This is a genomic window from Arthrobacter sp. TJ-263 (assembly GCF_058269155.1).
The window spans coordinates 150379-175358 of record NZ_JBZCNE010000002.1 but is presented as its reverse complement, the minus strand read 5'-3'; the positions used below and the strand labels follow the sequence as shown (position 1 = coordinate 175358).

Here is a 24980-nt window from a genome sequence, read left to right as displayed (position 1 = left end):
TCGAGTTGAGCGTCATCCGTCATACCAATACATGAACGCGTATGCATCCGACCATGCACGCAGGAAAATGGGGCCCTCGTCCTCTGAGCCGGTGGGTCACCGGGATCAGGCTGCTACGGGTGCGCCGGCCTCGATGGCCGCCCTCGTCCGGCGGCGTGAGGTTGCGGGGAGGGTGAGTCCGGACGTCGAGACGGCCAGGACGGACGCGAGGATCAGGGCCGAGGCCGGAGCGAAGACCGTCCAGGGCGCCCGTTCGACGTAGGCCATGCCTTCGGCGAGCACCAGGCCCCAGTCGGGGCTGGGCGGGTTGGCTCCGAGTCCGAGGAAGCCCAGCGCCGCGAGGGCGAGGGCCGTTCCGGGGAGGCGGAGCATCGCGTGCCGGACCAGGGGTCCGAGGATGTGCGGGAGGATGTGCCGGAGCAGGATCCGGGCCGGCCCGACGCCGAGGACCGGGAGGACGGTGACGAAGGGCAGGCTGCGGGCCTGCAGGGTCAGGGCGGAGGTGTGCGCTGCCAGGGGCGCCCAGCTCACCAGGGCGACAGCGAGGGCGGCGCCTCCAATGGATGCCCCGGAGATCGCGGCGACGATGATCCCCGCGATGACGGGAGGGGCGGCGTTGGCGACCTCGAGCGGCCCTGTTCCCAGGCGTGGCAGGGAACCGATCAGGATGCCGATCAGCAGGGACACGAGGACGACGACGAGGGCGGTGCCCACGGTGGTCACGGTGCCGTGTCCTACGCGGGCGAGCAGGTCGCGGCCGCTGGCATCGGCCCCGAACGGTAGAGCCCAGCTCGGCGGGTCGAGGCGCGGGTGGGCTGAGGCGAACGGGTCGCGGAGGATCCCGGCGATGGTGATCAGGCCGAGCAGTGTCGTTGCCCCGAGGGGCACGACGAGGTCTCGCCGGTGGAAGACGGGAGGGACGACGGCGACGGGGATCACGCCCAGCCGTCCGGCCGGCCCGAGGAGCGCCGTGCGGATCAGTGCCGCGGCGATGCCGGCCATGATCGCCAGGACGAGGAGGGCGAGGACGCCGGCCTGCAGCACGGGGATGTCCTGCGACGTGGCGGCACCGAGGGTGGCCCTGCCGATTCCGGGGATGGCGAAGACCCGTTCGACGGCGACCGCCCCGCCGGTGAGCCCGACGACGACCAGGGCCGCCTGGCTGGAGACTGTCGGCAACGCCCGCCGCAGGAGACCGGCAGCGATCTGGCGGCGAGAAAGACCGGCCGACAGCCACGCGGACACCCACTGTTCATCGCCGGCGGAGCTGATGGCGTCGGCCAGGAGTTTGCCCATCAGCCCTCCGGCCGGCAGGCCCAGGGCGAGGGACGGCAGGACCGCGTAGTGCAGTCCCAGCCACCCCGACGGCGGGAACCAGCGTAACCAGACGGCGCCGATGACCAGGAACAGGGAGGCCAGCAGGAAATCGGGCAGGGAGGTCGCCGTCGTCGCGAGGAGCCCGGCCCCTCGCCGCCGCTCACCCCGGGAGCCGCGCAGGAGCGAGGGCAGTGCGAACAACCCGGCAATCAGCAGTGCGATCACACCGGCGCAGATCATGAGCGTCACGGACACAGCGAGGGCTGTGAGGGTTCCCGGCAGCACCGGGGAGTTGGAGATCCAGGATCGGCCGAAGTCCCCGGTGAGGATCCCGGCGAACCAGTCGAGGAAGGCCAGGAGCGGGCCCCGGTCCAGGCCGAGTTCGGCACGGACCATCGCCAATGCCGCCGGTGTTGCTTCCAGGTCGGTGTACCGGGCGCGCAGGACCGTGTATTCAGGGCTCTGTCCGGAGAGCCAGGGCAGCATCCCGATCACCATGATGACGGAGAGCAGGGCCCCCGCCCGGGACAGGCCGACCAGGATGGCACTGGCCGGGAACACCCTGGGAGGGAAACGCGTCACTGCTCGACGCGGGTGTCGCCGGTCACCAGCGACCGCTCCCGGGGGTCCCGGGCCGCGCCGTCCACGCCTGCCGCTTCGCCCTGGATGACGCGCTCGTGCAGCATCGGGATCGCGGCATCCCGAGCAAGGATCTCCGCCTCGGCGGCGATGATCGCCTCCCGCCGTTCGGCGCCCGCCGGGGTGGCGGCGGCTTTCTGCAGGGCTTCGTCGACGGCCGGGTCGCAGAACTGGGAAATGTTGAAGGACCCTTCGCAGGCGAAGTCGCTGTGCATGTAGGCCACGGGATCCCCGGAGTCGAGGACGGTGGCCCGGGAGAGGATGAAGGCGTCGAAGGCCCCGTCCAGGGCGTCGGCCTCGATGAACTGGTACTCGCGCACGTCCTGTTCGACGACGAAGCCGGCGGTTTCGAGCTGCTGCTCGAGTTGCACGGCGACCTCGGGGAGTTCGGCACGATCCGTGAACGTGCCCAGGCTGATCCGCACCCCGTCGACCGGTGCCGGCTCGGGCCGGCCCTCGAGAATTCCCTGGTAGGCGTCGTCGCGTTCCTCCGCAGCCCAGGGCAGGGCGGGGCCGAGGAGTCCTTCGGCGACGTCCGCACGGCCCTCGTACACGTTCGCGACGATGGTCGCCCGGTCGATGGCCTCCCGGGCGGCGGCACGCACGGCGGGGTCCGCGAACGGGCCCGATTCCGTGTTCAGGTACAGGGTGTTCGTGCGCGGCATCGGTACCTCGAAGACCAAGTCCTCGTCGATCTGCGCGACCTGGCTGACCGGGATGGACTCGACGACGTCAGCGGTGCCTGCACGCAGGGCCGCGGCGCGGGCGGTGCCGTCCGGCACGAACTGGACGTCGATGCCGGACGAGGCAGCGAGTTCCCCCCAGTAGTCCTTGTTCCGGTCCAGGGTCGCACTGGAGGTGCCGTCCACCGCGGTGAGGACGAACGGGCCGGTGCCGGTACCCAGCGAGTCAACGGTGTCGCCGTCGTAGGCGCTGGCGGCCAGGATGGAGAGTTGGGGGCTGGACAGGCGCTGCGGCACGAGCGGGTCCTCGACCGCCGTTGTGACGGTCACCGTCATCTCATCGGTGGCCGCAGCGGCCAGGTCGACGCCGTCCAGGATCCGCGGGGTGGGTGACGCGCCCGCGGCCGCGGTCAGGGACCGGGCGACGTCCTCGGCGGTCAGCGGGGTGCCGTCGTGGAAGCGCACCCCGTCGCGGATGGTGAACGTCCATTCCGTCGCAGCGGTCTGTTCCCACTCCGACGCCAGGGAGGGCTGGGCCTCTCCCAGGTCATCGAGAATGACGAGCGTCTCGGCTGCGGACCAGCGTGAGAGCTTGAACGCATCGTCGCTGAGCGGGGTGAGGCCCGAGCGGGGTGGCTGCATATGGACGATCGAAAGACGGCCGCCATCTGCCTCGTCCGTAGCAGGGGCCGACTCGGAAGGCCCGGTCGAGAAGCAGCTCGTCAGGGCCAGGCAACTGATGGTCGAGACAGCGACAAGGGCAAGGGAGTGGCGGTGGGTCATGACTGAACCTTCTGATCTAGAACGGACGGAAGAACGGGCGGAAGAACGGGACGTGCAGGACGTCCGGGATGCACGGAGGTGGCGGGAAGGAAGCGGGGAAGCAGCGTCGCGCTGACGAGGGCCAGGAGGATGAGGAGCACCCAGCTGGAGGTGCTGCCGAGGGTGTCGCGGAGGACACCGGTCAGGCCGTTACCTATCAGCACGGCGATGCCACCGCAGCTGGCGAGGAGGCCGTAGTAGGCGCCCAATCGCCGGTGGCCTGCGAACCGGTGGACCTGCTGCAGCCCGGCGGGTCCGACGAGCATGTGCCCCAGGCTGAGAAGCGTGACGAGAGCGACCGGTCCGGTCAGGACGGGAAGCCCTGGCACAAGATGCAGTCCGGCACTTCCGAGGAGGACGATCGCCGCGAATCCCGCCGCGATGCAGGTGAAGCCGGCGCACAGAGCAGCAGCCGGGCCGAGGCGGGTTGCCAGGGCGGACATCGGCAGCTGCAACGCGATGGTCAGGGCCGAGGCAACGGCGAACAGGTTGGCCAGTGTCCCGGCGCCGCCTCGACCCAGTTCGAGCGGGAGGGCGAAGTACAGCTGGTTGTAGGCCAGCAGGTTCACGCCGAACAGCGCGGCGAAGAGGATGAACCGGCGATCCTCCAGGCAGGCGAAGGCACCGCGTATCCCTGAGTTGTCAGGCTCGGGTTCGGCACCGTTCCCGGTCGAGCCGGCGTGGTGTGGCAGGAGGAGCCACAGCGCCATGCCGACGATGAGGAAGAGGCCCCCGGCCGATACTGCGACCACGGGAAACCCGAAGGACAGAAGACCGAGGCCGATGAGAGGCCCGGCGACAGCGCCGACCTCCCCGAACAGCACGAGCCAGGCGAACACGTTCCGCGGCGGGGTGCCTTGTCCTCCGCTGTCTGTCGTGGTCGCTGAGGTGCGGGCACGATCGAGCGTGCCGACGAGCCCTTCGATGGCCGGTGAGAAGAAAGCACCGCCAACACCAGTGAGCACGGCGCTGAGCAGGAAGGGCCAGAAGCTGTCGGAGGCCGCGAGCCCGAAGTATCCGGCGGCGCGGATGGCGCAGCCGGTGAGGATGCTGCGGCGTGGCCCCCAACAGTCGGCGATGACCCCGCCGAGGAGGAACATGCCCTGCTGGCTGAAGGTGCGCGCACCCAGGACGAGGCCGACCGCCGCGGCGCCAAGACCGAGGTCCTCGCTCATGACGAGGGCGAGGAAGGGGACGACCGCGTAGAAACCGATGTTGAACACCAGTTGGGTGGGCAGAAGCAAGGACACCGAGGTGTGGGTCCTCGGAGGAAAGGAGGGGGTCATCGAGTAACAGCACCCCGCGACAGTCGTGCGGCATTGAGTGCGCGGGTCGCCTCGTGCTGCGGATCATCGAGGATCCGCTCGGTGGGTCCTTCTTCCACGATCCGGCCATCGGCGAGGACCGCGGTCCTGGCGCACACGGTGGCGATCGCGTCGAGGTCATGGGATACGAACAGCAGCCCCATCTCCTGATCGCTGATCAGCATGTTCAGGACATCGAGCACCTGGTTGCGTAACGGCAGGTCCAGCCCGCTCACCGGCTCGTCCGCGAGGAGGATCATCGGGGAGACCACGAGGGCGCGGGCGATCGCCACACGCTGGTTCTGCCCGCCGGACAATTCGGAGGGCCGCTTCCCGGAAGCCGCCGCGGGAAGCTCGACCCGGGACAGTGCATCGCGGATCCGGGTGGTGTGCTGTCCGTCGACGCCGAGGCACACCAGGGGTTCACGCAGGAGCTGGTCGACGGTCATCCTGGGATCGAGACTGCTCGCGGGATCCTGGGGTACGTACTGCACCTGTTGCCGGTACCAGCGGAGCGACTTCAGCGACCCGGGCCGGATCGCCTGGTCCTGCAGGGTCACCGATCCGGAGTCCGGTGTCTCGAGGGCCAGCAGTGTGCGCAGAAGCGTCGACTTCCCGGAGCCGGAGCTGCCGACAAGTCCCATGCTGCTGCCGCTGGAGACCTGCAGCGACACCCCGTGGAGGATGCCCGTGGGCACACTTCTGCTGAAGGACCGCCCGGGACGCGACAGGGAGAGCCGTAGTTCCCGTGCCGTGAGCGTCCCGGTAGGAGTGGAAGTCATGCGGCCGTGATGCTTTCCCCGCCGGGCGCATGCCGTACGGACTGCATCAGCGCATGCGCGGTACTGCCGGCGAGGTCGACGAAGGAACCCTCACCGACGACCATCCCGTCATCGATGACCACTGCCCGGGAACACAGGGAAGCGGCCGCCGGGACGTCATGGGTGATGAGCAGGATGCCGGTGCCGGCTCGGGCTGCTGTCCGCAACGCCGAGAGCACGAGCTGCTGTGACACGACGTCGAGGGCCGTCGTCGGTTCATCCGCAACCAGGAACGAGGCACGACAGGCCAGCGCCTGAACGATGCAGACGCGTTGCCTCTGTCCGCCGGAGAGTTCCATCGGGAAGCTGCGCAGGACCCGCAGTGGGTCGGCGAAACCGACCTCCTCGAGCATCGACGCAACACGGCCGGTCGCCGCTTCCCGGGTCGTGGCGGCACCTGATCGAAGGAGAACGGGCACGAGTTGCCGATCGATCCGCACCAACGGATGAAGAGCAGTCAGGGAGTCCTGACGCACCGCGGCCACCTCCGGGCGGAGCCTCGTGGCAGGACGAACGTCCCGACCCCGAATTTCCAAGCGACCGGTGACGTGTGCGCTTCGCGGGAGGGATCCCGTGATGGCCGCGGCAGTCATCGACTTGCCCGACCCGGAAGCCCCGATCAAGGCCACTGCTTCACCAGGAGCAACCGCCAGGGTCACATCCCTGATGATCCGCCGGTCCCCGATCCGCACGGACAGACCACTGAGGGCAAGATCCACCCCACACCCACCCTCCCGTTATTGACTACCGTTCTCACCAACGATAACGAGATGAGTATGGTTCTCAAAACCGGGTCGGTCACTCGAGCCGGGTAACGTCCTGCCCCGGACACCAGCGATCTGCCTGCAGACGGCCACCGCGTCAACGACAGGAGGAATCCCACCTGGTGCCGGCTCGTGGCGGGATGGGCACGGCAGGCAGAGCGGGTGCGGCCATCGGACGATTCCTGCGGGACAGGCGCGAGGGGTCAGGCACGCCGCCGCAGTGATGGGACTGACCGAGTTGCCGGAGGGTGATTCGCGCTACCGGTGGCTGTAGGTGAGGCAGTCGGCGTTGTCGGGTCCTGGGCCAACGCGGACTTCGGGCGCGTTGCACATCAGATGATCGTTGTGGGCGCATTCGGTGCGCTGGCACGCTCCGACGCCGGCCAGGACCTTGGGCAGGCCGCCGTGGACACCGATGTCGATGAAGGTGGCGCACGCTGCGTGGTCCTCTTCTCCGCCTACTGTGATGGCGGCTGCGTTGCAATGGGAATGGTCGTTGAAGGAACAACTGGCGACACTGCATTCTGCAACTTGTGTGCTCATGACGAAGGTCCTCCCTGGTTCAGCTGCCCGGCCGGGCTGCATCCTGCGTCCACGGTAGGCCTGATGGAGGCGATCAAAAAGACCCAATCGGGTGACGTAATCCGCGGCTCGGGGTGGCGCATCTCTATCGCCTGACCGACGACGACGGGATCCGGGGACAGGCCGTCCTTCCCGCTGGCAGGATAGCGTCATGACTGCCGAGTCCTCGTCCTCCACCGCCCCGTCCGCAGCGGGAGGTTCCGTGGATCCGCTCCCGAGGCGGCGGATCACCGCAGAACTGCTGATCGTCTTCGGGCTCTCCCTGGGGCAGTCCGGCGTGTACGCCGTCGTGAGCCTCGCGGACAAGCTCACGCGGGGACCCCTCGCGGGCCAGACCACCACCCTGAACCCGGTGCTGAACGAGCGCGAGTACTTCGACCTCGCCTACCAGCTCCTGGACATCCTCTTCGCGCTGATGCCCGTGGCCCTGGTCCTGTTCCTGCTCAGCGGTCCCGGCGTCTCGGCCGTCCGGCGCCTGGGCCTCACCTTCGAGCAGCCGCTGCGCACCGTCGGTTTCGGGGTGGGGCTCGCCGCGATCATCGCCGTCGGAACGCTCGGGGTGTACGCGGGAGGCCGCGCGCTCGGCATCACGACGGCGCTCGTGCCGGCCGCGCTCGACGACTACTGGTGGACCATCCCGGTACTCGTGCTGTCCGCGCTCCGGCACGCGGTGCTCGAGGAGGTCATCGTGGTCGGGTACCTGTTCATCCGCCTGCGGGACCTCGGCTGGTCCACCCCCGCAATCATCATCACGAGTGCCCTCATCCGGGGCAGCTACCACCTCTACCAGGGGTTCGGGCCGTTCATCGGGAACGTGCTGATGGGCCTGCTGTTCGCCTGGTTCTACACGCGGACACGACGGGTCATGCCGCTCGTGATCGCCCACGCGCTCATCGACATCACGGGCTTCGTCGGCTACGCGCTGCTCGGGCCGGCCCTGGGGATCGGCACGTGACCGGAGCCTAGATCTCGACGCGACCGCTGTCGGTCTCGAACGTCACCGACATGACCCCGGGCGTCCCGTTGGGGGCGATCCACTGGACCTGCACGCCGTCGAGCGTCCTCTCGACGTCCGTCCCGAGCCAGTCGGTCACCCGCTCGGACGAGCCGGCGATGGTGAGGCAGTCCAGCTTCACCGAGGCGGGGCGGGCCTTCGAGGGGTGGAGGTCCTCCGTGCCGTCGTCCCAGCGGAGCAGGTAGGGGACCTGGGGGTCCGCGATGAGTCCCTTGATGCCGATCTGCTGCCAGGTGAGCTCCTGGCCGTCCGGGAACTTCCGGTTGCCGGGCACCGCGCTGCGCCCGAGGCGCTCCTCGAACGGTGCCAGATCGTCGACGGCGACGCACCAGCCCATCCAGCCTCCGCCGGCCTCGGAGCGGGCGCGGACGGCCTGGCCGAACGGAGCCTTGTCCGACGCCGGGTGGTTCAGCACCTCGACGACCTCCAGATACTGGCCGTTGACCAGGGGGAAGATCATGTTGCGGGTGCCGAAGCGGGGGTGCACACCACCCTTCACCGGCTCCACGCCGAGCTTGGCCGAGATTCGATCGGCCGTCGCGGCAAGTCCATCGGGTTCGCAGGCATAAGATACATGGTCCAGGCGCATGCGGCTATCTTGGCACTAAGTGATCTGGGTCTCGACTAAGGCTTGCCTTACTCCCGGGAGCGTGTCCTGGGAGCCGATCGGGAGCCGACGTCGGGCGCACCGGGAGCGTGCCCTCGGGCGGCTTCACGGAGGGTCACACGGTTGCCGGATCCGCCCGGATCGGTTTACATGAATGCAGGTCATGAGTGCCAGCACACAGCCCCGGCTTGCTGGCCGGCAACCCTCCAACCGCGGTGGGGTGCCCCGGGTGAAGACCAGGTCCGGCGCCCATCGGCGCCGTTCAAGCGCGGGCTCCTGCGGGGTCCGGTCTCCCGGAGCGGCGTCCACCGGCCGGAGCATCGGACAGGCGGAGCCCCTGATCAGAGGGAACACCATGTCCAACGATTGGTCCTTTGAAACACGCCAGATCCACGCCGGCCAGGTGCCGGATGCCACCACAGGGGCGCGTGCGCTCCCCATCTACCAGACGACGTCGTTCGTCTTCCCGAGCGCGGAGAGCGCCGCGAACCGGTTCGCGCTGACCGAACTCGAGCCCATCTACACGCGGATCGGCAACCCGACCCAGGAGGTCGTGGAGACCCGCATCGCAAGCCTCGAAGGCGGCGTCGGCGCGCTCCTGCTGGCCTCCGGCCAGGCCGCCGAGACGTTCGCCGTGCTGAACATCGCGGAGGCGGGGGACCACATCGTGGCCAGCCCCAGCCTCTACGGCGGCACCTACAACCTCTTCAAGCACACGCTGAAGAAGTTCGGGATCGAGACCACGTTCGTCGAGGACCCGGACGACCTCGGGCAGTGGCGCGCGGCACTCCGGCCGAGCACCAAGCTCTTCTTCGGCGAGGTGGTCTCCAATCCGCGGCAGGACGTCCTCGACATCGAGGGCATCAGCGCCGTCGCCCACGAGCACGGCATCCCCCTGATCGTCGACAACACGCTGTCCACGCCGTACCTGATCCGGCCCATCGAATGGGGAGCGGACATCGTGGTGCACTCGGCCACCAAGTACCTCGGCGGGCACGGCAACGCCATCGCCGGGGTCATCGTGGACTCGGGCAACTTCGACTTCGCGCAGGACCCCGAACGGTTCCCGGGCTTCAACACGCCGGACGAGAGCTATCAGGGGCTCGTGTACGCCCGCGATCTCGGGGTGGGCAGTGCGCTGGGCGCCAACCTCGCCTACATCCTCAAGGCCCGCGTCCAGCTGCTCCGCGATCTCGGCTCTGCCGTCTCCCCGTTCAACGCCTTCCTGATCGCCCAGGGACTGGAGACCCTCAGCCTGCGCATGGAACGCCACGTGCAGAACGCGCAGGCGGTCGCCGAGTGGCTGGAGGGGCACGACGACGTCGAGCGCGTCACCTACGCGGGGCTCTCCTCGAGTCCGTGGTACGAGCGCGGGAGGAAGTACGGACCCAACGGCACGGGGGCGATCGTGAGCTTCGACATCGCCGGAGGGCTGGAGGCGGGGAAGCGCTTCGTCGACGGCCTCGAACTGCACTCGCACGTCGCGAACGTGGGCGACGTCCGCTCGCTGGTCATCCACCCCGCGTCCACGACGCACAGCCAGCTCGGGGCGGAGGCGCAGCTCACCGCGGGCGTCCGGCCTGGCCTGGTGCGACTGTCGGTCGGCGTCGAGAACATCACCGACATCCTCGCCGATCTGGATGCGGGCTTCCGCGCCGCCAAGGGAGCCTGACCGTTCGTGACCACGTACCCTCCTGCTCCGCTGCCCGCATGGACCGACGACGCACCTCCCCAGGGGGACGGGCTGCTCCGTGTCGCGTCGATCGGGCCGCTGGTCCTCGAGACCGGGGGTGAGCTGCCCGACGTCCAGCTGGCGTTCGAGACCTGGGGCCGGCTGGACCGGGACGGCTCCAACGCCGTCCTCGTGCAGCACGCCCTGACCGGCAGCTCGCACGTGGCCCGTGGCGCCTCGGAGGAGGAGGGCTGGTGGGACTCGCTCGTGGGCCCCGGCCGCACGGTGGACACCGACCGTTACTTCGTGGTGGCCGTCAACATGCTGGGAGGCTGCTACGGCTCGACGGGGCCGGCCAGCCTGGCACCCGACGGCGAACCCTGGGGTGCGCGGTTCCCCTTCGTCACCATCCGCGACGCCGTCCGCGCGGAGGGCCTGCTCGCCGACCAGCTCGGTATCCGGCGCTGGCACTCCGTGCTCGGCGGGTCGATGGGCGGCGCCCGGGCCCTCGAATGGGCACTCATGTACCCGCAGCGGGTGGAGCGGTGCGCCGTCATCGCCTGCACTGCCGCCAGTTCGGCCGAACAGATAGCGTTCGCCCAGGCACAGCTGCAGGCCATCCGGCTCGACCCCGCCTACCGCGGCGGCGACTACTACGGCGGCCCGCATCCGGAGGCGGGCCTCGGTATCGCGCGGCGGATCGCGCACATCACCTACCGCGCGGAGCAGGAACTGGAAGCACGCTTCGGTCGCGCGGAGCAGGACGCCGAGCAGCCCCTCGGGGCCGTCCTGCCCGCCGACCGGGGCCGCTACCGGGTGGAGAGCTACCTCGACCACCAGGCCGACAAGCTCGTGGACCGTTTCGACGCCAACAGCTACGTGATCCTCACCGAGGCGCTGATGAGCCACGACGCCGCGCGTGATCGCGGAAGCCTGGAGGACGTCCTGGGGGCGGCGACGTCGGAGTTCTTCATCGCCGCGGTGGACACGGACCGCCTGTACTTCCCCTGGCAGTCGCACCGGCTCGCGGCCGGCCTGCCCGGCGATGTCCCCGTCCACATGATCTCCTCGCCCATGGGCCACGACGCCTTCCTCACCCAGATCCACCAGCTCGACCACCAGCTCGGGTCGGCCTTCTACGGCTGGTAGCCGATTCCCCCGGCAAGCACCTAGGGTGGCAGTAAGCCTGCTTAGGAAGTGGTGGCGGGCCCGTCCGGGGCAAGGGTCCCGGACGCATCGATCCGCGAGGAAGAGGAGCTGTTCATGGAACTGAGCACCATCGGCTGGAACCAGGAAGCCCGCGACAAGATCCTGCTCGACGCCGACCGCGCGCTGCAGGGTGCGGTCCGGGAGGCCGCGGAGACCATGGACGGGAAGTCCCGCGACGAGGTCTACGAGTTCCTCTTCCAGAAGCTGCAGCCGCAGTTCGTCGACTTCAAGCCCGGGCCGGATCTCAGCGCCTGCGCCGACGCCGTGGCCAACGGTGAGGTCTCGCTCGACGGCTGAGTCCCGGCGGCCGGACCGCTGACGCACGATAGAGCCGACGCACGATGGAGCAGGGATGACCGGGCGGAAGCCCGGTCATCCCTGTCGTCCGGGCGAGGGGCCGCGGCGGGAGCTAGCCCGCGGTGCCCGGCGGCATGCCCGGACCGAAGATGGGCCCGGGCTCGGGACGCTTCGCGATCACGCCGTCGCCGGAGGACTGGTGCCGGAGCCGCCGCAGCACCCAGGGTACGAGGTGCTCGCGCGCCCAGACGAGGTCCTCGGACCGTGCCGTCCGCCAGCTCCGCGCCGGCAGGTCCTTGGGCTGCAGCGGCAGCAGGGTGTGCCGGACGGCGAGGGTGTCGAGCACCATGGCGGCGATGGTGTGGTGCCCGAGGGGGGAGAAGTGCAGCCGGTCCGCGGACCACATCTGCGGATTGGTGAGCTGGCGGAGTGCCCACATGTCGCCGATGACCGCTTCGTGCCGGGCGGCGATGGTGCGCAGGTTCTCGTTGTAGATGGCGGTCCTCGACCGCACGCTCCCGAGGACCGTCTCGCGGACGTCGGGCCCCGTGAGCAGGACGACCGTCGCGCCGGAAGCGCCGAGGGTCCCGACCACCGGGTCGAGCTTCTCGGCGAGCAGGTCCGGGTCCCCGCCGCGGCGCAGGAGGTCGTTTCCGCCGGCTGAGATGGTGACGAGGTCCGGGTGGAGGGCCAGGCCGGCGTCCACCTGCTGGTCGATGATCTGCTGCAGCAGGCGCCCGCGCACCGCGAGGTTCGCGTAGGCGAAGTCCGCCTGCCCCCGGGCCAGCTCCTCCGCGGTCCTGTCTGCCCAGCCCCGGTTGCCTCCGATGCTCTCCGGGTTGGGGTCGCCGATGCCCTCGGTGAAGGAGTCGCCCAGCGCCACGTACCGGTGCCACGGATGAGGGTCGGGGTTGAGGCCGGGGTCGACCACCGGACCGTCCTGGACGGGTGCGGCGTCGGGGGGCAGCAGGGTCTCGCCGTCGGAAAGGTTCACCGGGCCATTCTGCAACGGGCTCGGCCCGCGCGCCACCGTACGGCCTCCGCGGGGGAGAGGTGAAAGGATAGGAGCCATGACTGAATTTGCCACCGGCACCGCCGCGCCCTCCACCGACTCCCGGACCCCTGTGGTCCTGTGGTCGAAGCCGGAATCCGAGCGCGGGGGCACGCCCCTGCTCGTCCTGTTCCACGGCTACATGGCCGACGAGCAGGACCTCATGGGCCTCGCCGACCACCTGCCCGCAGATTTCACCGTGGCGTCCGTGCGGGCGCCCCTGGCGGCAGGGCCCGGTTACTCCTGGTTCCCGCTCTCCCGCGAGGCCGACTACTCCGTGGAGCGCGTCGTCGAGAGCGTCACCGCGGTGTCCGGGTGGCTCGACTCCGTCCGCGGGAACCACTCCAGCGTCAGCATCCTCGGCTTCTCCCAGGGCATGGCGGTCGCGACGTCGCTCCTGCGGCACCGGCCCACGGACTTCGCGTGCGTCGTCGGGCTCTCGGGGTTCACCGTGCCGTCGGAGGGCCACGCGTTCTTCCGGGACGACGAGGCCGCCGCGTCGCCCGTGCAGTTCTTCTGGGGACGCGACCAGGAGGACCAGGTCATCATGCCCGAGATGATCGAGGTCACCCACGCCTGGCTGGTGAAGCACACGAAGCTGACGAAGATCCTCTACCCGAACATGTTCCACAGCATCAACCAGCAGGAACTGGCGCACGTCCGGGAGTTCCTCACCATGACGGTCCTCGGCCGCCGCTGACCCGGCCCGGCAGCGAGACTCACGCCCGGGTGCGGCTGATCCGGATCGTCTGCCCGTTGACGCTGACGGTGTCCCCGGCGTGCAGTTGCCGGCCGCGGCGCTCCTCGATCTCGCCGTTCACCTGCACGAGTCCGTTGTCGATCAGCGTCTTGGCCTCGGCGCCGTCCTCCGCGAGCGAGGCGAGCTTCAGCGCCTGCCCCAGCCGGATCATGTCGTCGCGGATGGGCAGTTCGGCGGTGCCTGCGTGGTCGGTCATGCATCCCATCATGCCGGATGCGCCGCACTAGGCTGTACGGGTGCCTGATGCCCCCGTGCTGCCCCCTGCCCTCGGCTTCCCGCTCGCCCTCGTGGCCGGCCTCGCCATCCCCGTCCAGGGCAGGATCAACGGCGCCCTCGGCACGGTGCTCGGCGACGGCATCGCAGCCGCGCTGATCAGCTTCGGCACGGGACTGGTGGTCATGATCGTCCTGACGCTCGCGCTGCCGGGCGCGCGGGCGGGTGCTCTGCAGATCATCCCGTCCGTCCGGGAGCGGCGGTTCCCGCCCTTCTACATCGCCGCCGGGGCCATCGGGGCGTTCTTCGTGTTCTCCCAGTCCCTGACCATCGGGATCCTCGGCGTCGCCCTGTTCACCGTGGCGACCGTCATGGGCCAGTCGCTCAGCGGGCTCCTCGTCGACAAGGCGGGGATCGGGCCCGGCGGCAAGCGCGCCGCGACGCCCATGCGGGTGATCGGCGTCGTCCTGACCGTCCTGTCCGTCATCTGGGCGGTGTCCCCGCGCTTCGGTGCGGCCGGCGACGTCTCGGCCTGGCTGGTCCCGGTCCTGCTCCCCGTCGTGGCCGGAGTGCTCCTGAGTTTCCAGCAGGCCATGAACGGGACGGCGGCGCTCCACTACGGCACGCCGCTCGCGGCCACGCTGATGAACTTCATCGCCGGCACGGCGGTCCTGCTGTCGGCGTGGCTGGTCAAGGTCGCGATCGCCGGGCCGGGAAACCCGCTGCCCACCGAGTGGTGGTACTACCTCGGCGGGCCCATGGGATGCATCTTCATCGCGCTGGGGGCGCTGCTCGTGCGCAGCCTCGGCGTCCTGCTCACGGGGCTGTGCATGATCGGCGGCCAGCTCGTGGGGTCGCTCCTCCTGGACCTCGTGGTTCCCGCGCCCGGCACCATCGTGGTGTTAGCCACGGTTGCCGGCACGCTCCTGACCCTCGCGGCGATCATCCTCACCACGCTGCCCTGGCCGCGGCGCGCCCGGGCCTAGCGTCCGGCGCTCGGCAGCAGGGGAGGGCTCCAGCACGCAGCAGGGGCCGGTCCCGGAGGACCGGCCCCTGCCGTGAGCGGTTCGGGTCAGCTAGCGGTCCGCGACCTCGTGGTCGTGGTCGTGCTCCGGGTGGAGCCCGCCGCCACTCTCGGTGCCGCCGCCGAGGGGGTTGCCCTCGAAGCGGTCCTTCGCGCCCTTGCCCTTCACGGGGGCGCCGGCGCCGTTCACGTCCGCCGTGCTCATGGCGTAGGTGATCGTGAGGTGGGCGACGGCGTCGCTCATCTGGTCGAGGGCCTCGATGCTGAGGTTGTCGGTGTCGTCACACGCCGCGTGGTAGCACGCGTCGTAGGGGGCACCCGCTTCCCCGCCGAAGAGCTCTGCCTGCTCGGCGGTCTTGATGCCCTCGGCACCCGTGAACAGTCCGCCGGCCGGGATGCCCTCGGCGATGAACGGCCCGTAGTCGCTGCGGCCGCTGAACGCGGTCTCACCGGACGCCAGGCCCACCGAGGCGAAGTAGTTATGGAAGTCCTGCTCGATCTGCCCGGAACCGGCAGGCCCCGCTGCGGCCCCCGGGCCGACGGGGAAGGCCGAGTTGTCGCCGTCGTACACGAAGCGCCCGAAGTTCGGGGAGCCGATCATGTCGAAGTTGAGGTACAGGCCCACGGAGTCCAGCTGGTCCTTCGCGACGAGATCGGCCACGTAGTGCTCGGAGCCGAGCAGGCCTTCCTCCTCCGCGCCCCACCAGGCGAAGCGGACCTTATTCGCGGGCTTGACCTTGCTCATGCCCTCGGCGACGGCGAGGATGCCGGCGCTGCCCGTCCCGTTGTCGTTGATGCCCGGGCCGGCGAGGACGCTGTCCAGGTGCGCGCCGATCATGACGACGTTGTCCGGGTTGCCGGTGGCCGTCTCGGCGATCACGTTGTACGTCTCGCGGTTCTCGGAGATGGTGTCGACGGCCACCCTGCCGCTGACGCCCTCGCCGAGAAGGGCCTCGCCGGCCGCGAAGCTGGCCCCGACGACGGGGATGTCGACGAGGTCGGGTGCCCCGAGGGTCCCGGCCACGGGGCCGGTGTTCGCCCCCACCCCGGTGTTGAAGATGATGACGGCACGGGCGCCCGCCGCCTCGGCGTTGGCGGCCTTGACCGCGAAGGTGCAGCTGCCGCGCTGTACGAGCGCGATGGCGTCGTCCGGGAACCCGGCGAAATCGGAGGCCTCGCAGCCGCTCGTGCCGGTCGCGTTCGCCGCACCGGTCGTGTCGACGGCCCTGATGGTCCCGGAGACGTCGCCGGGGGCGGAGTAGGTCATCGTGGCCACGTCGTCGGGGCCGTAGGTGACGTCGTTCGGCGCGGTCTGCTCCAGGACGGCGGGGCTGACTTCCGCGAAGAACGGGAAGGTGAAGGGCTGGACGGTGGGCGTGTAGCCCGCCGCGGTCAGCTTGCCCACGATGTAGTCGACCGAGTCCGAGTAGCCCTCGGTGCCGGAGGCCCGGGTGTCACCGTTGGCCTCGGCGATGGCGTCCAGGGCGGTGAGGTGACCCACCACCTTCTCCACCGTGACGGCGGTCCGGAGCTTCTTGGAGGAGTTGTTGTTGCTGTTGTCGAAGGTCGGGGCGGCATTGGCCGCGAAGCTGCCGCTGGCGACGAGGGCGACAGTGCCCGCGAGTGCCAGCGCCGAGCGCCCGAGGCAGGCGCGCGGCGGTAGGGATAGGGTCATGGGATTCCTCAGGATGCGAGCGCCCGGTCCGTCCGGGCTCGAGTGACATGGATCACACGTCACCGTGGGTTCAACCTAGGAACACTTCGGGTGTCGCGTCAAGGTCCGGCGGGTCCCGGAGCGGGCCGCCGCGGAGGACGGCCCCTGACGCGCGGGGCGGACCGGTAGGCTGGCGGGTAGCTTCCGTGCCCGTCGTCCGGGCCGGACGGCCCGATCCACGCGACCCCACCAGCGACCGCACCCAGCGGCCTGCCCAGAACTGGAGACATCACCATGGCAGCAGCCAAGTCAGCGCTCGACCCCATCATCTCGCTCGCCAAGCGGCGCGGCTTCGTGTTCCAGTCGGGGGAGATCTACGGCGGTTCACGGTCTGCGTGGGATTACGGGCCCCTCGGCGCCGAGTTCAAGGAGAACATCAAGCGGCAGTGGTGGCAGACGATGGTGCGCGGCCGCGAGGACGTCGTCGGACTCGATTCCGCCGTCATCCTTCCCCGCCAGGTCTGGGAGGCCTCCGGGCACGTCGAGGTCTTCAGCGATCCGCTGGTCGAATGCCTCTCCTGCCACAAGCGGTACCGGGCCGACCACCTCGAGGAGGAGTACGAGGAGAAGAAGGGCCGCGCCCCGGAGAACGGGCTGCAGGACGTCACGTGCTCCAACTGCGGCACCAGGGGCCAGTGGACCGAACCGCAGGAGTTCTCCGGACTCCTGAAGACGTTCCTCGGCCCCGTCGCCTCCGAGGAGGGCATGCACTACCTCCGCCCGGAGACCGCGCAGGGCATCTTCGTGAACTTCAACAACGTGCTCACCACGGCGCGCAAGAAGCCGCCGTTCGGCATCGGGCAGATCGGCAAGAGCTTCCGGAACGAGATCACGCCGGGCAACTTCATCTTCCGCACGCGGGAGTTCGAACAGATGGAGATGGAGTTCTTCGTGGAGCCGGGTACCGACGAGGAGTGGCACCGCTACTGGATCGACCAGCGGTTCTCCTGGTACACGGACCTCGGCATCGCCCCGGACAACCTGCGCCTCTTCGAGCACCCGCTCGAGAAGCTGAGCCACTACTCCAAGGGCACCACGGACATCGAGTACCGTTTCGGGTTCGCCGGCTCCGAGTGGGGCGAGCTCGAGGGCATCGCGAACCGCACGGACTTCGACCTGTCCACGCACTCCAGGCACTCGGGCACCGATCTCGGCTATTTCAACCAGGCCACCAACGAGCGCTACACGCCGTACGTGATCGAGCCGGCCGCCGGCCTGACCCGCTCCTTCATGGCGTTCCTCGTGGACTCGTACACCGAGGACGAGGCACCCAACGCGAAGGGCGGCGTGGACAAGCGCACCGTACTGAAGCTGGATCCGCGCCTCGCCCCGGTGAAGGCCGCCGTCCTGCCGCTCAGCCGCAACGAGGACCTCTCCCCGAAGGCCAAGGACCTCGCGGCCCAGCTGCGGAAGTCCTGGAACATCGAGTTCGACGACGCCGGCGCCATCGGCCGCCGCTACCGCCGGCAGGACGAGATCGGCACGCCGTTCTGCATCACGGTGGACTTCGAGACCCTCGAGGACCAGGCCGTGACCATCCGCGAGCGCGACAGCATGACGCAGGAGCGCGTGTCCCTCGACAAGGTGCAGGGCTACCTCGCCGAGCGCCTGATCGGAGCCTGATGGCCCTGGACTACCGTGCCTGGCAGGACGGGGACGATCTCGAGCTCCTCCAGCTCTGGGGAGGCCCCGAGTCGGCGGCCGCCGAGCAGTTCCGCGGCTCGTTCCGCCCGCCGTCGGACACCCCCTGGAACCGCTGTATCACGGCGGTCGACCAGGGCGTCCCCGTGGCGGCGGGCTGCGTGTACGGGGCGGCGCTCCACCCGGACCGGCTCTGGTGTTACATCGAGGTCGCCGAGGACCACCGGCGGGCCGGCGTCGGCTCGACGCTCCTCACCATGCTCCAGCACGAGGCCGCGGCGTCGCCGTCGGGGGTCACGGTCCTGCGGTCGAAGGTGTCGCCCGGGACCACCGGCGCTGCGTTCGCGGAGGCCACGGGCTTCGGGACCCTGCAGCGCTCGCGGCTCGTCGTCGTCGCGCCCGGGGCCCTCGCGGCGCCGGCCTTCGACGACGCGGCCGGGCCGCAGCTGGAGGAGGCGGCCACCGGGTCCGTGGAGCTGACGCGGGCCGTGGCGGCATTCTACGAGTCCGTTCACGCCTGGGACCGGGCGGACATCAGCCTGGGCCGGGCCCAGCAGCTGTTCCTCGGGGACGCCAGCGGTGCCGGGGGAGCGATCGTGCTGCGGGACCGGCCGAAGGCCGACGGCGGTGCCATCGCGGCATTCGCGGTCAGCTATACGCAGGCGCGGACCGACGACCCGGCGGACGTGCTGCTCGGCTACGACACGACGCTGCCCGAGCAGGAGCAGCAGGCCGCGGTCGCCACCCTGATCGCGATGCTCGTGCACCAGTACCCCATCCAGCTGGAGATCGACGACGCCATGGAGGCGCTGGTCGCCGTCGTCGATCCCCTGCTGGCCACGGGTGCGGCACGCCTGGCCGGACCGGAGACACTGGTCGTCGCGACGGGCTGACGCTCACCCGTGCTCAGCCGCGGTCGTGCCGGCCGGCCTTCTGGTCCGCGAGGTCCGCGGCTTCCCGCTCGGTCACGGTCATGGCCCCGCCGCCGAGGTGCGCGGGCATCCACCAGGCGCCGGGCTCCGGGGCCACCGGGAAGTCGGCGATGCACGTCTCGATGCCGTCCTGGAGTTCCTGGCGGAGCTTCTCCGTCTCCTCGGCGACGTCGAGTCCCGGGGCGTGGTGGATGGCGGGGCTGATGTGGACGCGGACGGGGGACTTCCAGGCGCGCCGGACGGAGAAGCCGTGGCCGCGGGTCAGCAGCCGGTGGGACCCCCAGACGGAGACGGGGATCACGGGGACGCCGGCCTCGGCGGCGAGCCGCACCGCGCCGGTCTTGAGCGCGCGCACCGTGTAGCTGCGGGACACCCCGGCTTCGGGGAGGATCGCCACGTACTCGCCGGCCCGCAGCTTCGCGAGGGCGTCGTCGTATGCCGCCGCCCCCGCCTTCCGGTCCGTGATGACGTGGCCGAGGCCGAAGACGAACGGGCTGACGAACCAGTGCTCCGCCGCGCGCTTGGAGATCATGTAGCGCGCCTGGATGCGGGCGTGGTTCCACAGGACGAGTTCCGCGAAGGCGAAGTCCAGGTAGCCGAAGTGCGTGATGGCGACGACGGCGCCGTGCCCGGGCACGGCCCGGCGCGAGCGCCGGTTCAGGGGGTCCGACGCGGGCAGGTTCTGCGTCCCGGTGACCGTGACCGGCAGGCGCAGCGCCGCGAACGCGGTCTTGCCCGCGTAGACGACGAACCGGTACATGCGGTCGCTCTGCCGCGGCTTCCATCCCATGCTCAGATCCCTCTTCCTGCCCTCGGCGGTCGCGGGACGAACCCGCTGGTGCTCTCTGTGTACTCTTTGTACCCCGGACGGGGGGACCTGCGCTGCACGGCCGGGGCTCACGCGGTGATGTCGAGCGGATCCGCGGCGCTGAAGAGCGGAGCGGAGCGCGCGAGGACGCGGCGGTCGATCACCGCACCGGTGTCCTCGGCGAAGCGGCCCAGCAGGAACGACGTGCTCATGCCGTGCCAGACCGGCACCGTGCGGAACATGAAATGGCCGGCGCCGAGCATCCGCACGTAGCGCACGTCCGCCGCCACCGGCTGGGCCCGGCGGGCGAAGGCGAGCGACGCCGTCGGGCTCGTCCACCGGTCGGTGTCCCCGTGCATGATCAGGAGGCTGCGCCCGCGGACCGGTTCGACGGGGCTCGAGGGCGCCAGCCACGGGGCGAGGGCCGCGACGGCGCGGACCTGCGGGTGGCCCGCAACGGAGAGCGCCGTCAGCCCGCCCATGGAATGGCCGAGGAGGTAGACCGGTACGTCGGGATGCTCCGCAGTGATCCGTCCCAGCGCCCAGCGCGCGTCCCGGAGGGCCGACCGGTCCTCCCCGTTCCACCCGCGGACCCGGTTGCGGAGCGTCCAGACCGCGAGCCCCTGCCCGCCGCCGGCGGCTGCCAGGCGCGCGGCGAAGGGGCGCATCCGGAGAGGGCTGAGGTGCGTGGGCTGCACGGCGTCATAGCTGTCCGCCCGGCCGCCGTGCAGCACGAGCGCCACGCCGCGCACCGGCGACGACGCACCGCGGATCGAGAGCACCGGATCCCTGTCCCGTGCGGGAGGTGATGCCTTCGCTGCCACGTACCACCTCTCTCCGCCCCGGACGGGGCTGCCGCTGCCCGGCGGGCTCCCTGCGTAGAATCGCAGACGGTGCCCGGCGCACCTGCCACCGCACCATCAAACCAGCCCGACCACCGAGGATGCCCGTGGGCCACTGCCACCAGCACACCAGGGGGAGTTCGGAGCCGTCCGCCCCCGCGACTGCCGCGCGACGCCGGGCGAACCTCCTGCTCTCGGCCATCCTCGTGCCCCTGGGCGTGGTCACCCTCATCGCCATGGTGCTCCTGTGGCCGGGCGGGGACCGCAGCTCGCTCACCGTCGCCAGTCCGTACGCGACGGCGGAGGGCGTCAGCTTCGACCGCGGGACGGTCCGCGAGGTGGGGGAGGGCGACTGCCCGTCCTCCCGGGCCACGGTCGACGCCGGCGGAACGGCGCTCACCTGCACCATCGCCTACACGCAGCCGGCGCTCGGGGGCGGCCTCATCCCCGTCGAGGTGACGCCCGAGCTCGCGAAGACCGACGCCGTCGAGCCGGGCGACGAGATCCGCTACCTCGACCTGGCGTCCGTGATGCAGGACGGGGCGGCGCCCTACGTGTTCGTCGACTTCGTCCGCTCCGTCCCGATCGTCGCGCTCGCCGTCCTGTACGCCGTCGTCGTCATCGCGGTGGCCCGCTGGCGGGGCCTGCGGGCCATGATCGGCCTCGTCGGCGCCCTCGTGGTCCTGGCGCAGTTCATCCTGCCCGGCCTCGTCGAGGGCGCGCCGCCCCTGCTGCTGGGACTCGTCGGCTCGATCGTGATCATGTACGGCGTCCTCTACTTCGCGCACGGCTTCTCCGCGCGCACCTCGACGGCGCTGCTCGGGACGGTCTTCGGGCTCGGCATCACGGCGGTGCTCGCGGCCTGGGCCACCGACGCCGCGCACCTGACCGGCGTGGGCGACGAGAACGCGTACACGCTCGTGAACGCCTCGGACGAGCTGTCGATCTCCTCGATCATCCTGTGCGGCCTGATCATCTCCGGCCTCGGTGTCCTCAACGACGTGACGATCACGCAGTCCTCGGCGGTGTGGGAACTGTACGAGCTCGCCCCGAACACCTCCGGGCGCCGGCTCTTCGGGTCCGCCATGAGGATCGGCCGCGACCACATCGCCTCCACCGTCTACACCATCGCCTTCGCGTACGCCGGGGCGGCGCTGCCCGTGCTGATCCTCGTCTCCCTCTACGACCGCACCCTCATCGACACCCTCACGAGCGGCGAACTGGCCGAGGAGGTGGTGCGGACCCTGGTGGGCTCCATCGGCCTCGTCCTGGCCATCCCGCTCACCACGCTCATCGCGGTGCTGGTGGTGAAGGCGGTGGGTCCGAGGACCACGCGCGGCAGGCACGACGACGGCGACCCCGGCGAGGGTGCGACACCGGCGGTCCTCGCCGCCGAGGGCGCGGGAACCCTCGCCCCGGGGGAACGGCTCGTGGCGCTCGGCGAACGCCCTGCCCGGAGCGTCCCGGAGCCGGGCGCATGACGAACGCGTGGCGCAGGGCGGGCAAGGCGGCACGGGCGGCCAGGGCGGACAGGGCGGACCGAGGACGTGCGGCGCGCGACGACGCCGGATTTGCGGGTGCTTGCGACAATGGAGGGGTGACAGCAGTATCGACCCTCCCCGTCCCTTCCGGCGATCCCGGCTACGGCGACCCCGCGGATGCCCTTCCCGACGCACCCGACGGCGCGCTGAAGCTCGATCTGCCGCCGCTCACCCTCGGTCCCATCACCGTGGACACGCCGGTGATCCTCGCCCCCATGGCCGGCATCACCAACAAGGCGTTCCGCAGGCTCTGCCGCGAGTACGGCGGCGGCCTGTACGTGTCCGAGATGGTCACCTCCCGAGCGCTCGTCGAGCGCAGTCCGGAATCGATGCGGATCATCTCGCACGACGACGACGAGGCGGTCCGTTCGGTCCAGCTCTACGGCGTCGATCCGAAGACCGTCGGCGCCGCCGTCCGCCTCCTCGTCGAGGAGGACCGCGCGGACCACATCGACCTGAACTTCGGCTGTCCCGTCCCGAAGGTCACCCGCAAGGGCGGCGGCGCCGCACTGCCGTGGAAGCTCGACCTCTTCACGGGGATCGTGCAGACCGCCGTGCGCGAGGCGTCGAAGGGGAACGTCCCGCTGACCATCAAGATGCGCAAGGGCATCGACGAGGACCACCTCACCTTCCGCGAGGCCGGCAGGATCGCGCGCGACAGCGGGGTCGCCGCCGTCGCCCTCCACGGCCGCACCGCGGCGCAGTTCTACTCAGGACAGGCCGACTGGAACGCCATCGCGGAGCTGCGGGAGGCCCTGCCGGACATCCCCGTGCTCGGCAACGGCGACATCTGGAGCGCGGAGGACGCCGTCCGGATGGTGCGGCAGACCGGCGTCGACGGCGTGGTCATCGGGCGCGGCTGCCAGGGGCGGCCGTGGCTCTTCGGGGACCTGGTGAACGCCTTCGAGGGCAGCTCGTCCCGGCACCGTCCCGGCCTCGGGCAGGTCGCGGACACCGTGTACCGGCACGCGGAGCTGCTCGTGGAGACCTTCGGCAGCGAGATGATGGGGCTGCGCGACATCCGCAAGCACATGGCCTGGTACTTCAAGGGCTACGTCGTCGGCGGGGAGCTGCGCGCCAAGCTGGCCACCGTGCCCACCCTCGAGGTGCTGCGCGGGCTCCTGGACGAACTCGACAAGGACTCGCCGTACCCCGGGCAGGACGCCGAGGGGCCCCGGGGCCGCGCGGGCTCGCCCAAGAGGACCGCGCTGCCCGAGCACTGGCTCGACGGCCGCGTCCTCAATGCGGCGCAGCAGGCGGACATCGCCGCTGCCGAGGTGGACGTATCCGGCGGATGACGCCCTCCCCGCAGTCCACAAGGATGCGGACCGGCACCCCGTCCCGTCCCCGTTGCGCTAGAAAGGCATCATGAGTCTCCGCGATCCGTCCGTCCCCCCCGGCTACAGTGCCGCGGACACCGAGCGGTGGGTGGAGGAACCGCCCAAGAGTTCGCACCGGACCGACTTCGAACGCGACCGCGCACGGGTGCTGCACTCCTCCGCGCTGCGCCGCCTCGGCGCGAAGACGCAGGTCGTCGCACCCGACACCGACGACTTCGTGCGCACGCGCCTCACCCACTCCCTGGAGGTGGCCCAGGTGGGCCGCGAACTGGGCAGGACCCTCGGCTGTGATCCGGACATCGTGGACACCGCGTGCCTGGCCCACGACCTCGGGCACCCGCCCTTCGGGCACAACGGCGAATCGGCGCTCAACGACCTCGCCCACGGCATCGGAGGGTTCGAGGGCAACGCCCAGACCCTGCGGCTCCTCACCCGGCTGGAGCCGAAGGTCCTCGCTCCGGGCGGCGGTCCCGCGGGGCTGAACCTCACGCGGGCCAGCCTCGACGCCGCCTGCAAGTACCCGTGGACGGCGGCCGCGGCGCCCGTCATCAGCGGTCAGCGGACCACGAAGTTCGGTGCGTACGACGACGACCTCCCGGTCTTCGCGTGGCTGCGCGACGGCGCCCCGGAGGGCCGCTCGTGCCTCGAGGCGCAGGTGATGGACCTCGCGGACGACATCTCCTACTCCGTGCACGACGTCGAGGACGCGATCGTCGCGGGGCACCTGCAGCTCCGGTGGATGGACAGCGCCGACGCCCGCGCCCGGGTGGTCGGCTACACGCAGCAGTGGTACCTGCCGGGCAGCGACCCGGCGGCCGTCGACGGCGCCCTCTCCCGGCTCGAGAGGACACCGGTCTGGGTACGCGAGGCGGACGGCACGCGACGGTCCATGGCGGCCCTCAAGAACATGACGAGCCAGCTGATCGGCCGGTTCTGCCTTAGCGCCATGCAGTCCACGCGGTCCATCTACGGCCCTGATCCGCTGACCCGCTACAACGCGGAGATGGTGGTCCCGGAGGAGACGGTCATGGAGATCGCCGTCATGAAGGGCCTGGCCACCACCTACGTGATGACCACCGACCACCGCCAGCCCCTCTACGAGCGCCAGCGGGAGATCCTGGCGTCCCTCGTGGCGCAGATCCACGCCGACGGGGACCGGCACCTCGAACCGATGTTCGCCGCGGACTGGCGGGAGGCGGAGGACGACGACGCCCGCCTGCGCGTGGTCGTCGACCAGGTCGCCTCGCTCACCGACGTGTCCGCCCTCGGACTCCACGAACGCATCGTGGGGCCGGTCCCGGCCCTCTGGTAGGCCTGCGCGCTCGCCTGCCCGCTCCCGCCCCCATCGGCCCGGAGGGCGGTCGGAGTGTCGGCGGGGCGGG

23 protein-coding genes and 1 riboswitch are annotated in these 24980 nt (G+C 70.5%); of the genes, 11 read left to right on the top strand and 12 right to left on the bottom strand.

The features are described from left to right. Positions 1-105: 105 nt before the first annotated feature. The 6 genes from AC4D2F_RS11475 to AC4D2F_RS11450 form a co-directional block, all read right to left on the bottom strand. The gene (locus AC4D2F_RS11475) at positions 106-1899 is read right to left on the bottom strand and encodes an ABC transporter permease subunit (protein ID WP_490910675.1); all 1794 of its coding nucleotides are present in this window, start codon (positions 1897-1899) and stop codon (positions 106-108) included. After that, on the bottom strand, positions 1896-3422 hold the full coding sequence (locus AC4D2F_RS11470; RefSeq protein WP_490910674.1) for an ABC transporter substrate-binding protein: 1527 nt from the start codon (positions 3420-3422) through the stop codon (positions 1896-1898). Before AC4D2F_RS11470 ends, AC4D2F_RS11475 begins: the two co-directional genes overlap by 4 nt. Further along, positions 3419-4711: an MFS transporter gene (locus AC4D2F_RS11465; protein ID WP_490910673.1), complete on the bottom strand. Its 1293-nt coding sequence runs from the start codon at positions 4709-4711 to the stop codon at positions 3419-3421. The genes AC4D2F_RS11470 and AC4D2F_RS11465 overlap by 4 nt, the downstream gene beginning before the upstream one ends. Before the next feature lie 32 nt (positions 4712-4743). Beyond that, positions 4744-5547, bottom strand: coding sequence for an ABC transporter ATP-binding protein (locus AC4D2F_RS11460; RefSeq protein WP_490910672.1), 804 nt, complete (start codon positions 5545-5547; stop codon positions 4744-4746). After that, on the bottom strand, positions 5544-6245 hold the full coding sequence (locus AC4D2F_RS11455; RefSeq protein WP_490911095.1) for an ATP-binding cassette domain-containing protein: 702 nt from the start codon (positions 6243-6245) through the stop codon (positions 5544-5546). The genes AC4D2F_RS11460 and AC4D2F_RS11455 overlap by 4 nt, the downstream gene beginning before the upstream one ends. A gap of 363 nt (positions 6246-6608) precedes the next feature. Beyond that, positions 6609-6893 (bottom strand): DUF1540 domain-containing protein, encoded by a 285-nt coding sequence (locus AC4D2F_RS11450; protein ID WP_104168330.1) that lies wholly within the window; start codon positions 6891-6893, stop codon positions 6609-6611. A gap of 190 nt (positions 6894-7083) precedes the next feature. Here AC4D2F_RS11450 and AC4D2F_RS11445 point away from each other — a divergent pair, with 190 nt between their 5' ends. Then, positions 7084-7887 carry a CPBP family intramembrane glutamic endopeptidase gene (locus AC4D2F_RS11445; protein WP_490910671.1) on the top strand — a complete coding sequence of 268 codons (804 nt, stop codon included), beginning with the start codon at positions 7084-7086 and terminating at the stop codon, positions 7885-7887. A gap of 7 nt (positions 7888-7894) precedes the next feature. Here the strand turns inward: AC4D2F_RS11445 and AC4D2F_RS11440 are convergent, their stop codons facing one another. After that, a complete protein-coding gene (locus tag AC4D2F_RS11440) occupies positions 7895-8536 on the bottom strand; it encodes a VOC family protein (RefSeq protein ID WP_104168328.1) in 642 nt (213 codons plus the stop codon). Positions 8537-8713: 177 nt separating this feature from the next. Next, a riboswitch (SAM riboswitch) is annotated at positions 8714-8829 on the top strand. A gap of 80 nt (positions 8830-8909) precedes the next feature. On the opposite strand from AC4D2F_RS11440, the gene AC4D2F_RS11435 reads away from it, so the two are divergent. The 3 genes from AC4D2F_RS11435 (at position 8910) to AC4D2F_RS11425 (ending at position 11732) form a co-directional block, all read left to right on the top strand. Further along, positions 8910-10226 (top strand): bifunctional o-acetylhomoserine/o-acetylserine sulfhydrylase, encoded by a 1317-nt coding sequence (locus AC4D2F_RS11435; RefSeq protein WP_490910670.1) that lies wholly within the window; start codon positions 8910-8912, stop codon positions 10224-10226. A 6-nt stretch (positions 10227-10232) separates the two neighbouring features. Further along, on the top strand, positions 10233-11375 hold the full coding sequence (gene metX, locus AC4D2F_RS11430) for a homoserine O-acetyltransferase MetX (RefSeq protein WP_258069947.1): 1143 nt from the start codon (positions 10233-10235) through the stop codon (positions 11373-11375). 114 nt (positions 11376-11489) lie between these two features. Further along, entirely contained in the window at positions 11490-11732 is a 243-nt protein-coding gene (locus AC4D2F_RS11425; protein ID WP_104168794.1) for a hypothetical protein, read from the top strand. Positions 11733-11844: 112 nt separating this feature from the next. Here the strand turns inward: AC4D2F_RS11425 and AC4D2F_RS11420 are convergent, their stop codons facing one another. After that, positions 11845-12663: an SGNH/GDSL hydrolase family protein gene (locus AC4D2F_RS11420; protein ID WP_490911094.1), complete on the bottom strand. Its 819-nt coding sequence runs from the start codon at positions 12661-12663 to the stop codon at positions 11845-11847. Between the two features lie 139 nt (positions 12664-12802). Here AC4D2F_RS11420 and AC4D2F_RS11415 point away from each other — a divergent pair, with 139 nt between their 5' ends. Further along, positions 12803-13483 carry an alpha/beta hydrolase gene (locus AC4D2F_RS11415; RefSeq protein ID WP_490910669.1) on the top strand — a complete coding sequence of 227 codons (681 nt, stop codon included), beginning with the start codon at positions 12803-12805 and terminating at the stop codon, positions 13481-13483. 19 nt (positions 13484-13502) lie between these two features. On the opposite strand, the gene AC4D2F_RS11410 is transcribed toward AC4D2F_RS11415, so the two are convergent. Next, positions 13503-13748: an RNA-binding S4 domain-containing protein gene (locus AC4D2F_RS11410; protein WP_490911093.1), complete on the bottom strand. Its 246-nt coding sequence runs from the start codon at positions 13746-13748 to the stop codon at positions 13503-13505. Between the two features lie 31 nt (positions 13749-13779). Between AC4D2F_RS11410 and AC4D2F_RS11405 the strand changes: the two genes are divergently transcribed. Beyond that, the gene (locus AC4D2F_RS11405; protein ID WP_490910668.1) at positions 13780-14742 is read left to right on the top strand and encodes a DMT family transporter; all 963 of its coding nucleotides are present in this window, start codon (positions 13780-13782) and stop codon (positions 14740-14742) included. 90 nt (positions 14743-14832) lie between these two features. On the opposite strand, the gene AC4D2F_RS11400 is transcribed toward AC4D2F_RS11405, so the two are convergent. After that, positions 14833-16455 carry a M28 family peptidase gene (locus AC4D2F_RS11400; protein ID WP_490910667.1) on the bottom strand — a complete coding sequence of 541 codons (1623 nt, stop codon included), beginning with the start codon at positions 16453-16455 and terminating at the stop codon, positions 14833-14835. 273 nt (positions 16456-16728) lie between these two features. Between AC4D2F_RS11400 and AC4D2F_RS11395 the strand changes: the two genes are divergently transcribed. Together AC4D2F_RS11395 and AC4D2F_RS11390 are read left to right on the top strand one after the other, a co-directional pair. Then, positions 16729-18117 (top strand): glycine--tRNA ligase, encoded by a 1389-nt coding sequence (locus tag AC4D2F_RS11395; protein ID WP_490910666.1) that lies wholly within the window; start codon positions 16729-16731, stop codon positions 18115-18117. Next, positions 18117-19028, top strand: a complete 912-nt coding sequence (locus tag AC4D2F_RS11390) for a GNAT family N-acetyltransferase (protein ID WP_490910665.1) — start codon at positions 18117-18119, stop codon at positions 19026-19028. The genes AC4D2F_RS11395 and AC4D2F_RS11390 overlap by 1 nt, the downstream gene beginning before the upstream one ends. Positions 19029-19041: 13 nt before the next feature. Here the strand turns inward: AC4D2F_RS11390 and AC4D2F_RS11385 are convergent, their stop codons facing one another. Continuing rightward, positions 19042-19857 (bottom strand): lysophospholipid acyltransferase family protein, encoded by an 816-nt coding sequence (locus AC4D2F_RS11385; protein WP_490910664.1) that lies wholly within the window; start codon positions 19855-19857, stop codon positions 19042-19044. Between the two features lie 107 nt (positions 19858-19964). After that, a complete protein-coding gene (locus tag AC4D2F_RS11380) occupies positions 19965-20699 on the bottom strand; it encodes an alpha/beta hydrolase (protein WP_490910663.1) in 735 nt (244 codons plus the stop codon). A gap of 119 nt (positions 20700-20818) precedes the next feature. On the opposite strand from AC4D2F_RS11380, the gene AC4D2F_RS11375 reads away from it, so the two are divergent. The 3 genes from AC4D2F_RS11375 (at position 20819) to AC4D2F_RS11365 (ending at position 24910) form a co-directional block, all read left to right on the top strand. Further along, a complete protein-coding gene (locus AC4D2F_RS11375) occupies positions 20819-22198 on the top strand; it encodes a YibE/F family protein (protein WP_490910662.1) in 1380 nt (459 codons plus the stop codon). Positions 22199-22404: 206 nt separating this feature from the next. Continuing rightward, positions 22405-23556, top strand: coding sequence for a tRNA dihydrouridine synthase DusB (gene dusB / locus AC4D2F_RS11370; protein WP_104168793.1), 1152 nt, complete (start codon positions 22405-22407; stop codon positions 23554-23556). 70 nt (positions 23557-23626) lie between these two features. Next, positions 23627-24910: a deoxyguanosinetriphosphate triphosphohydrolase gene (locus AC4D2F_RS11365; RefSeq protein ID WP_490910661.1), complete on the top strand. Its 1284-nt coding sequence runs from the start codon at positions 23627-23629 to the stop codon at positions 24908-24910. Positions 24911-24980 lie beyond the last annotated feature (70 nt).

Coding starts and splice junctions, on each gene's coding strand:
- AC4D2F_RS11470 (WP_490910674.1), bottom strand. CDS start 3,422: ATGACCCACCGCCACTCCCTTGCCCTTGTCGCTGTCTCGACCATCAGT.
- AC4D2F_RS11460 (WP_490910672.1), bottom strand. CDS start 5,547: ATGACTTCCACTCCTACCGGGACGCTCACGGCACGGGAACTACGGCTC.
- AC4D2F_RS11450 (WP_104168330.1), bottom strand. CDS start 6,893: ATGAGCACACAAGTTGCAGAATGCAGTGTCGCCAGTTGTTCCTTCAAC.
- AC4D2F_RS11445 (WP_490910671.1), top strand. CDS start 7,084: ATGACTGCCGAGTCCTCGTCCTCCACCGCCCCGTCCGCAGCGGGAGGT.
- AC4D2F_RS11440 (WP_104168328.1), bottom strand. CDS start 8,536: ATGCGCCTGGACCATGTATCTTATGCCTGCGAACCCGATGGACTTGCC.
- AC4D2F_RS11435 (WP_490910670.1), top strand. CDS start 8,910: ATGTCCAACGATTGGTCCTTTGAAACACGCCAGATCCACGCCGGCCAG.
- AC4D2F_RS11425 (WP_104168794.1), top strand. CDS start 11,490: ATGGAACTGAGCACCATCGGCTGGAACCAGGAAGCCCGCGACAAGATC.
- AC4D2F_RS11415 (WP_490910669.1), top strand. CDS start 12,803: ATGACTGAATTTGCCACCGGCACCGCCGCGCCCTCCACCGACTCCCGG.
- AC4D2F_RS11410 (WP_490911093.1), bottom strand. CDS start 13,748: ATGGGATGCATGACCGACCACGCAGGCACCGCCGAACTGCCCATCCGC.
- AC4D2F_RS11400 (WP_490910667.1), bottom strand. CDS start 16,455: ATGACCCTATCCCTACCGCCGCGCGCCTGCCTCGGGCGCTCGGCGCTG.
- AC4D2F_RS11395 (WP_490910666.1), top strand. CDS start 16,729: ATGGCAGCAGCCAAGTCAGCGCTCGACCCCATCATCTCGCTCGCCAAG.
- AC4D2F_RS11390 (WP_490910665.1), top strand. CDS start 18,117: ATGGCCCTGGACTACCGTGCCTGGCAGGACGGGGACGATCTCGAGCTC.
- AC4D2F_RS11385 (WP_490910664.1), bottom strand. CDS start 19,857: ATGGGATGGAAGCCGCGGCAGAGCGACCGCATGTACCGGTTCGTCGTC.
- AC4D2F_RS11375 (WP_490910662.1), top strand. CDS start 20,819: ATGCCCGTGGGCCACTGCCACCAGCACACCAGGGGGAGTTCGGAGCCG.
- AC4D2F_RS11365 (WP_490910661.1), top strand. CDS start 23,627: ATGAGTCTCCGCGATCCGTCCGTCCCCCCCGGCTACAGTGCCGCGGAC.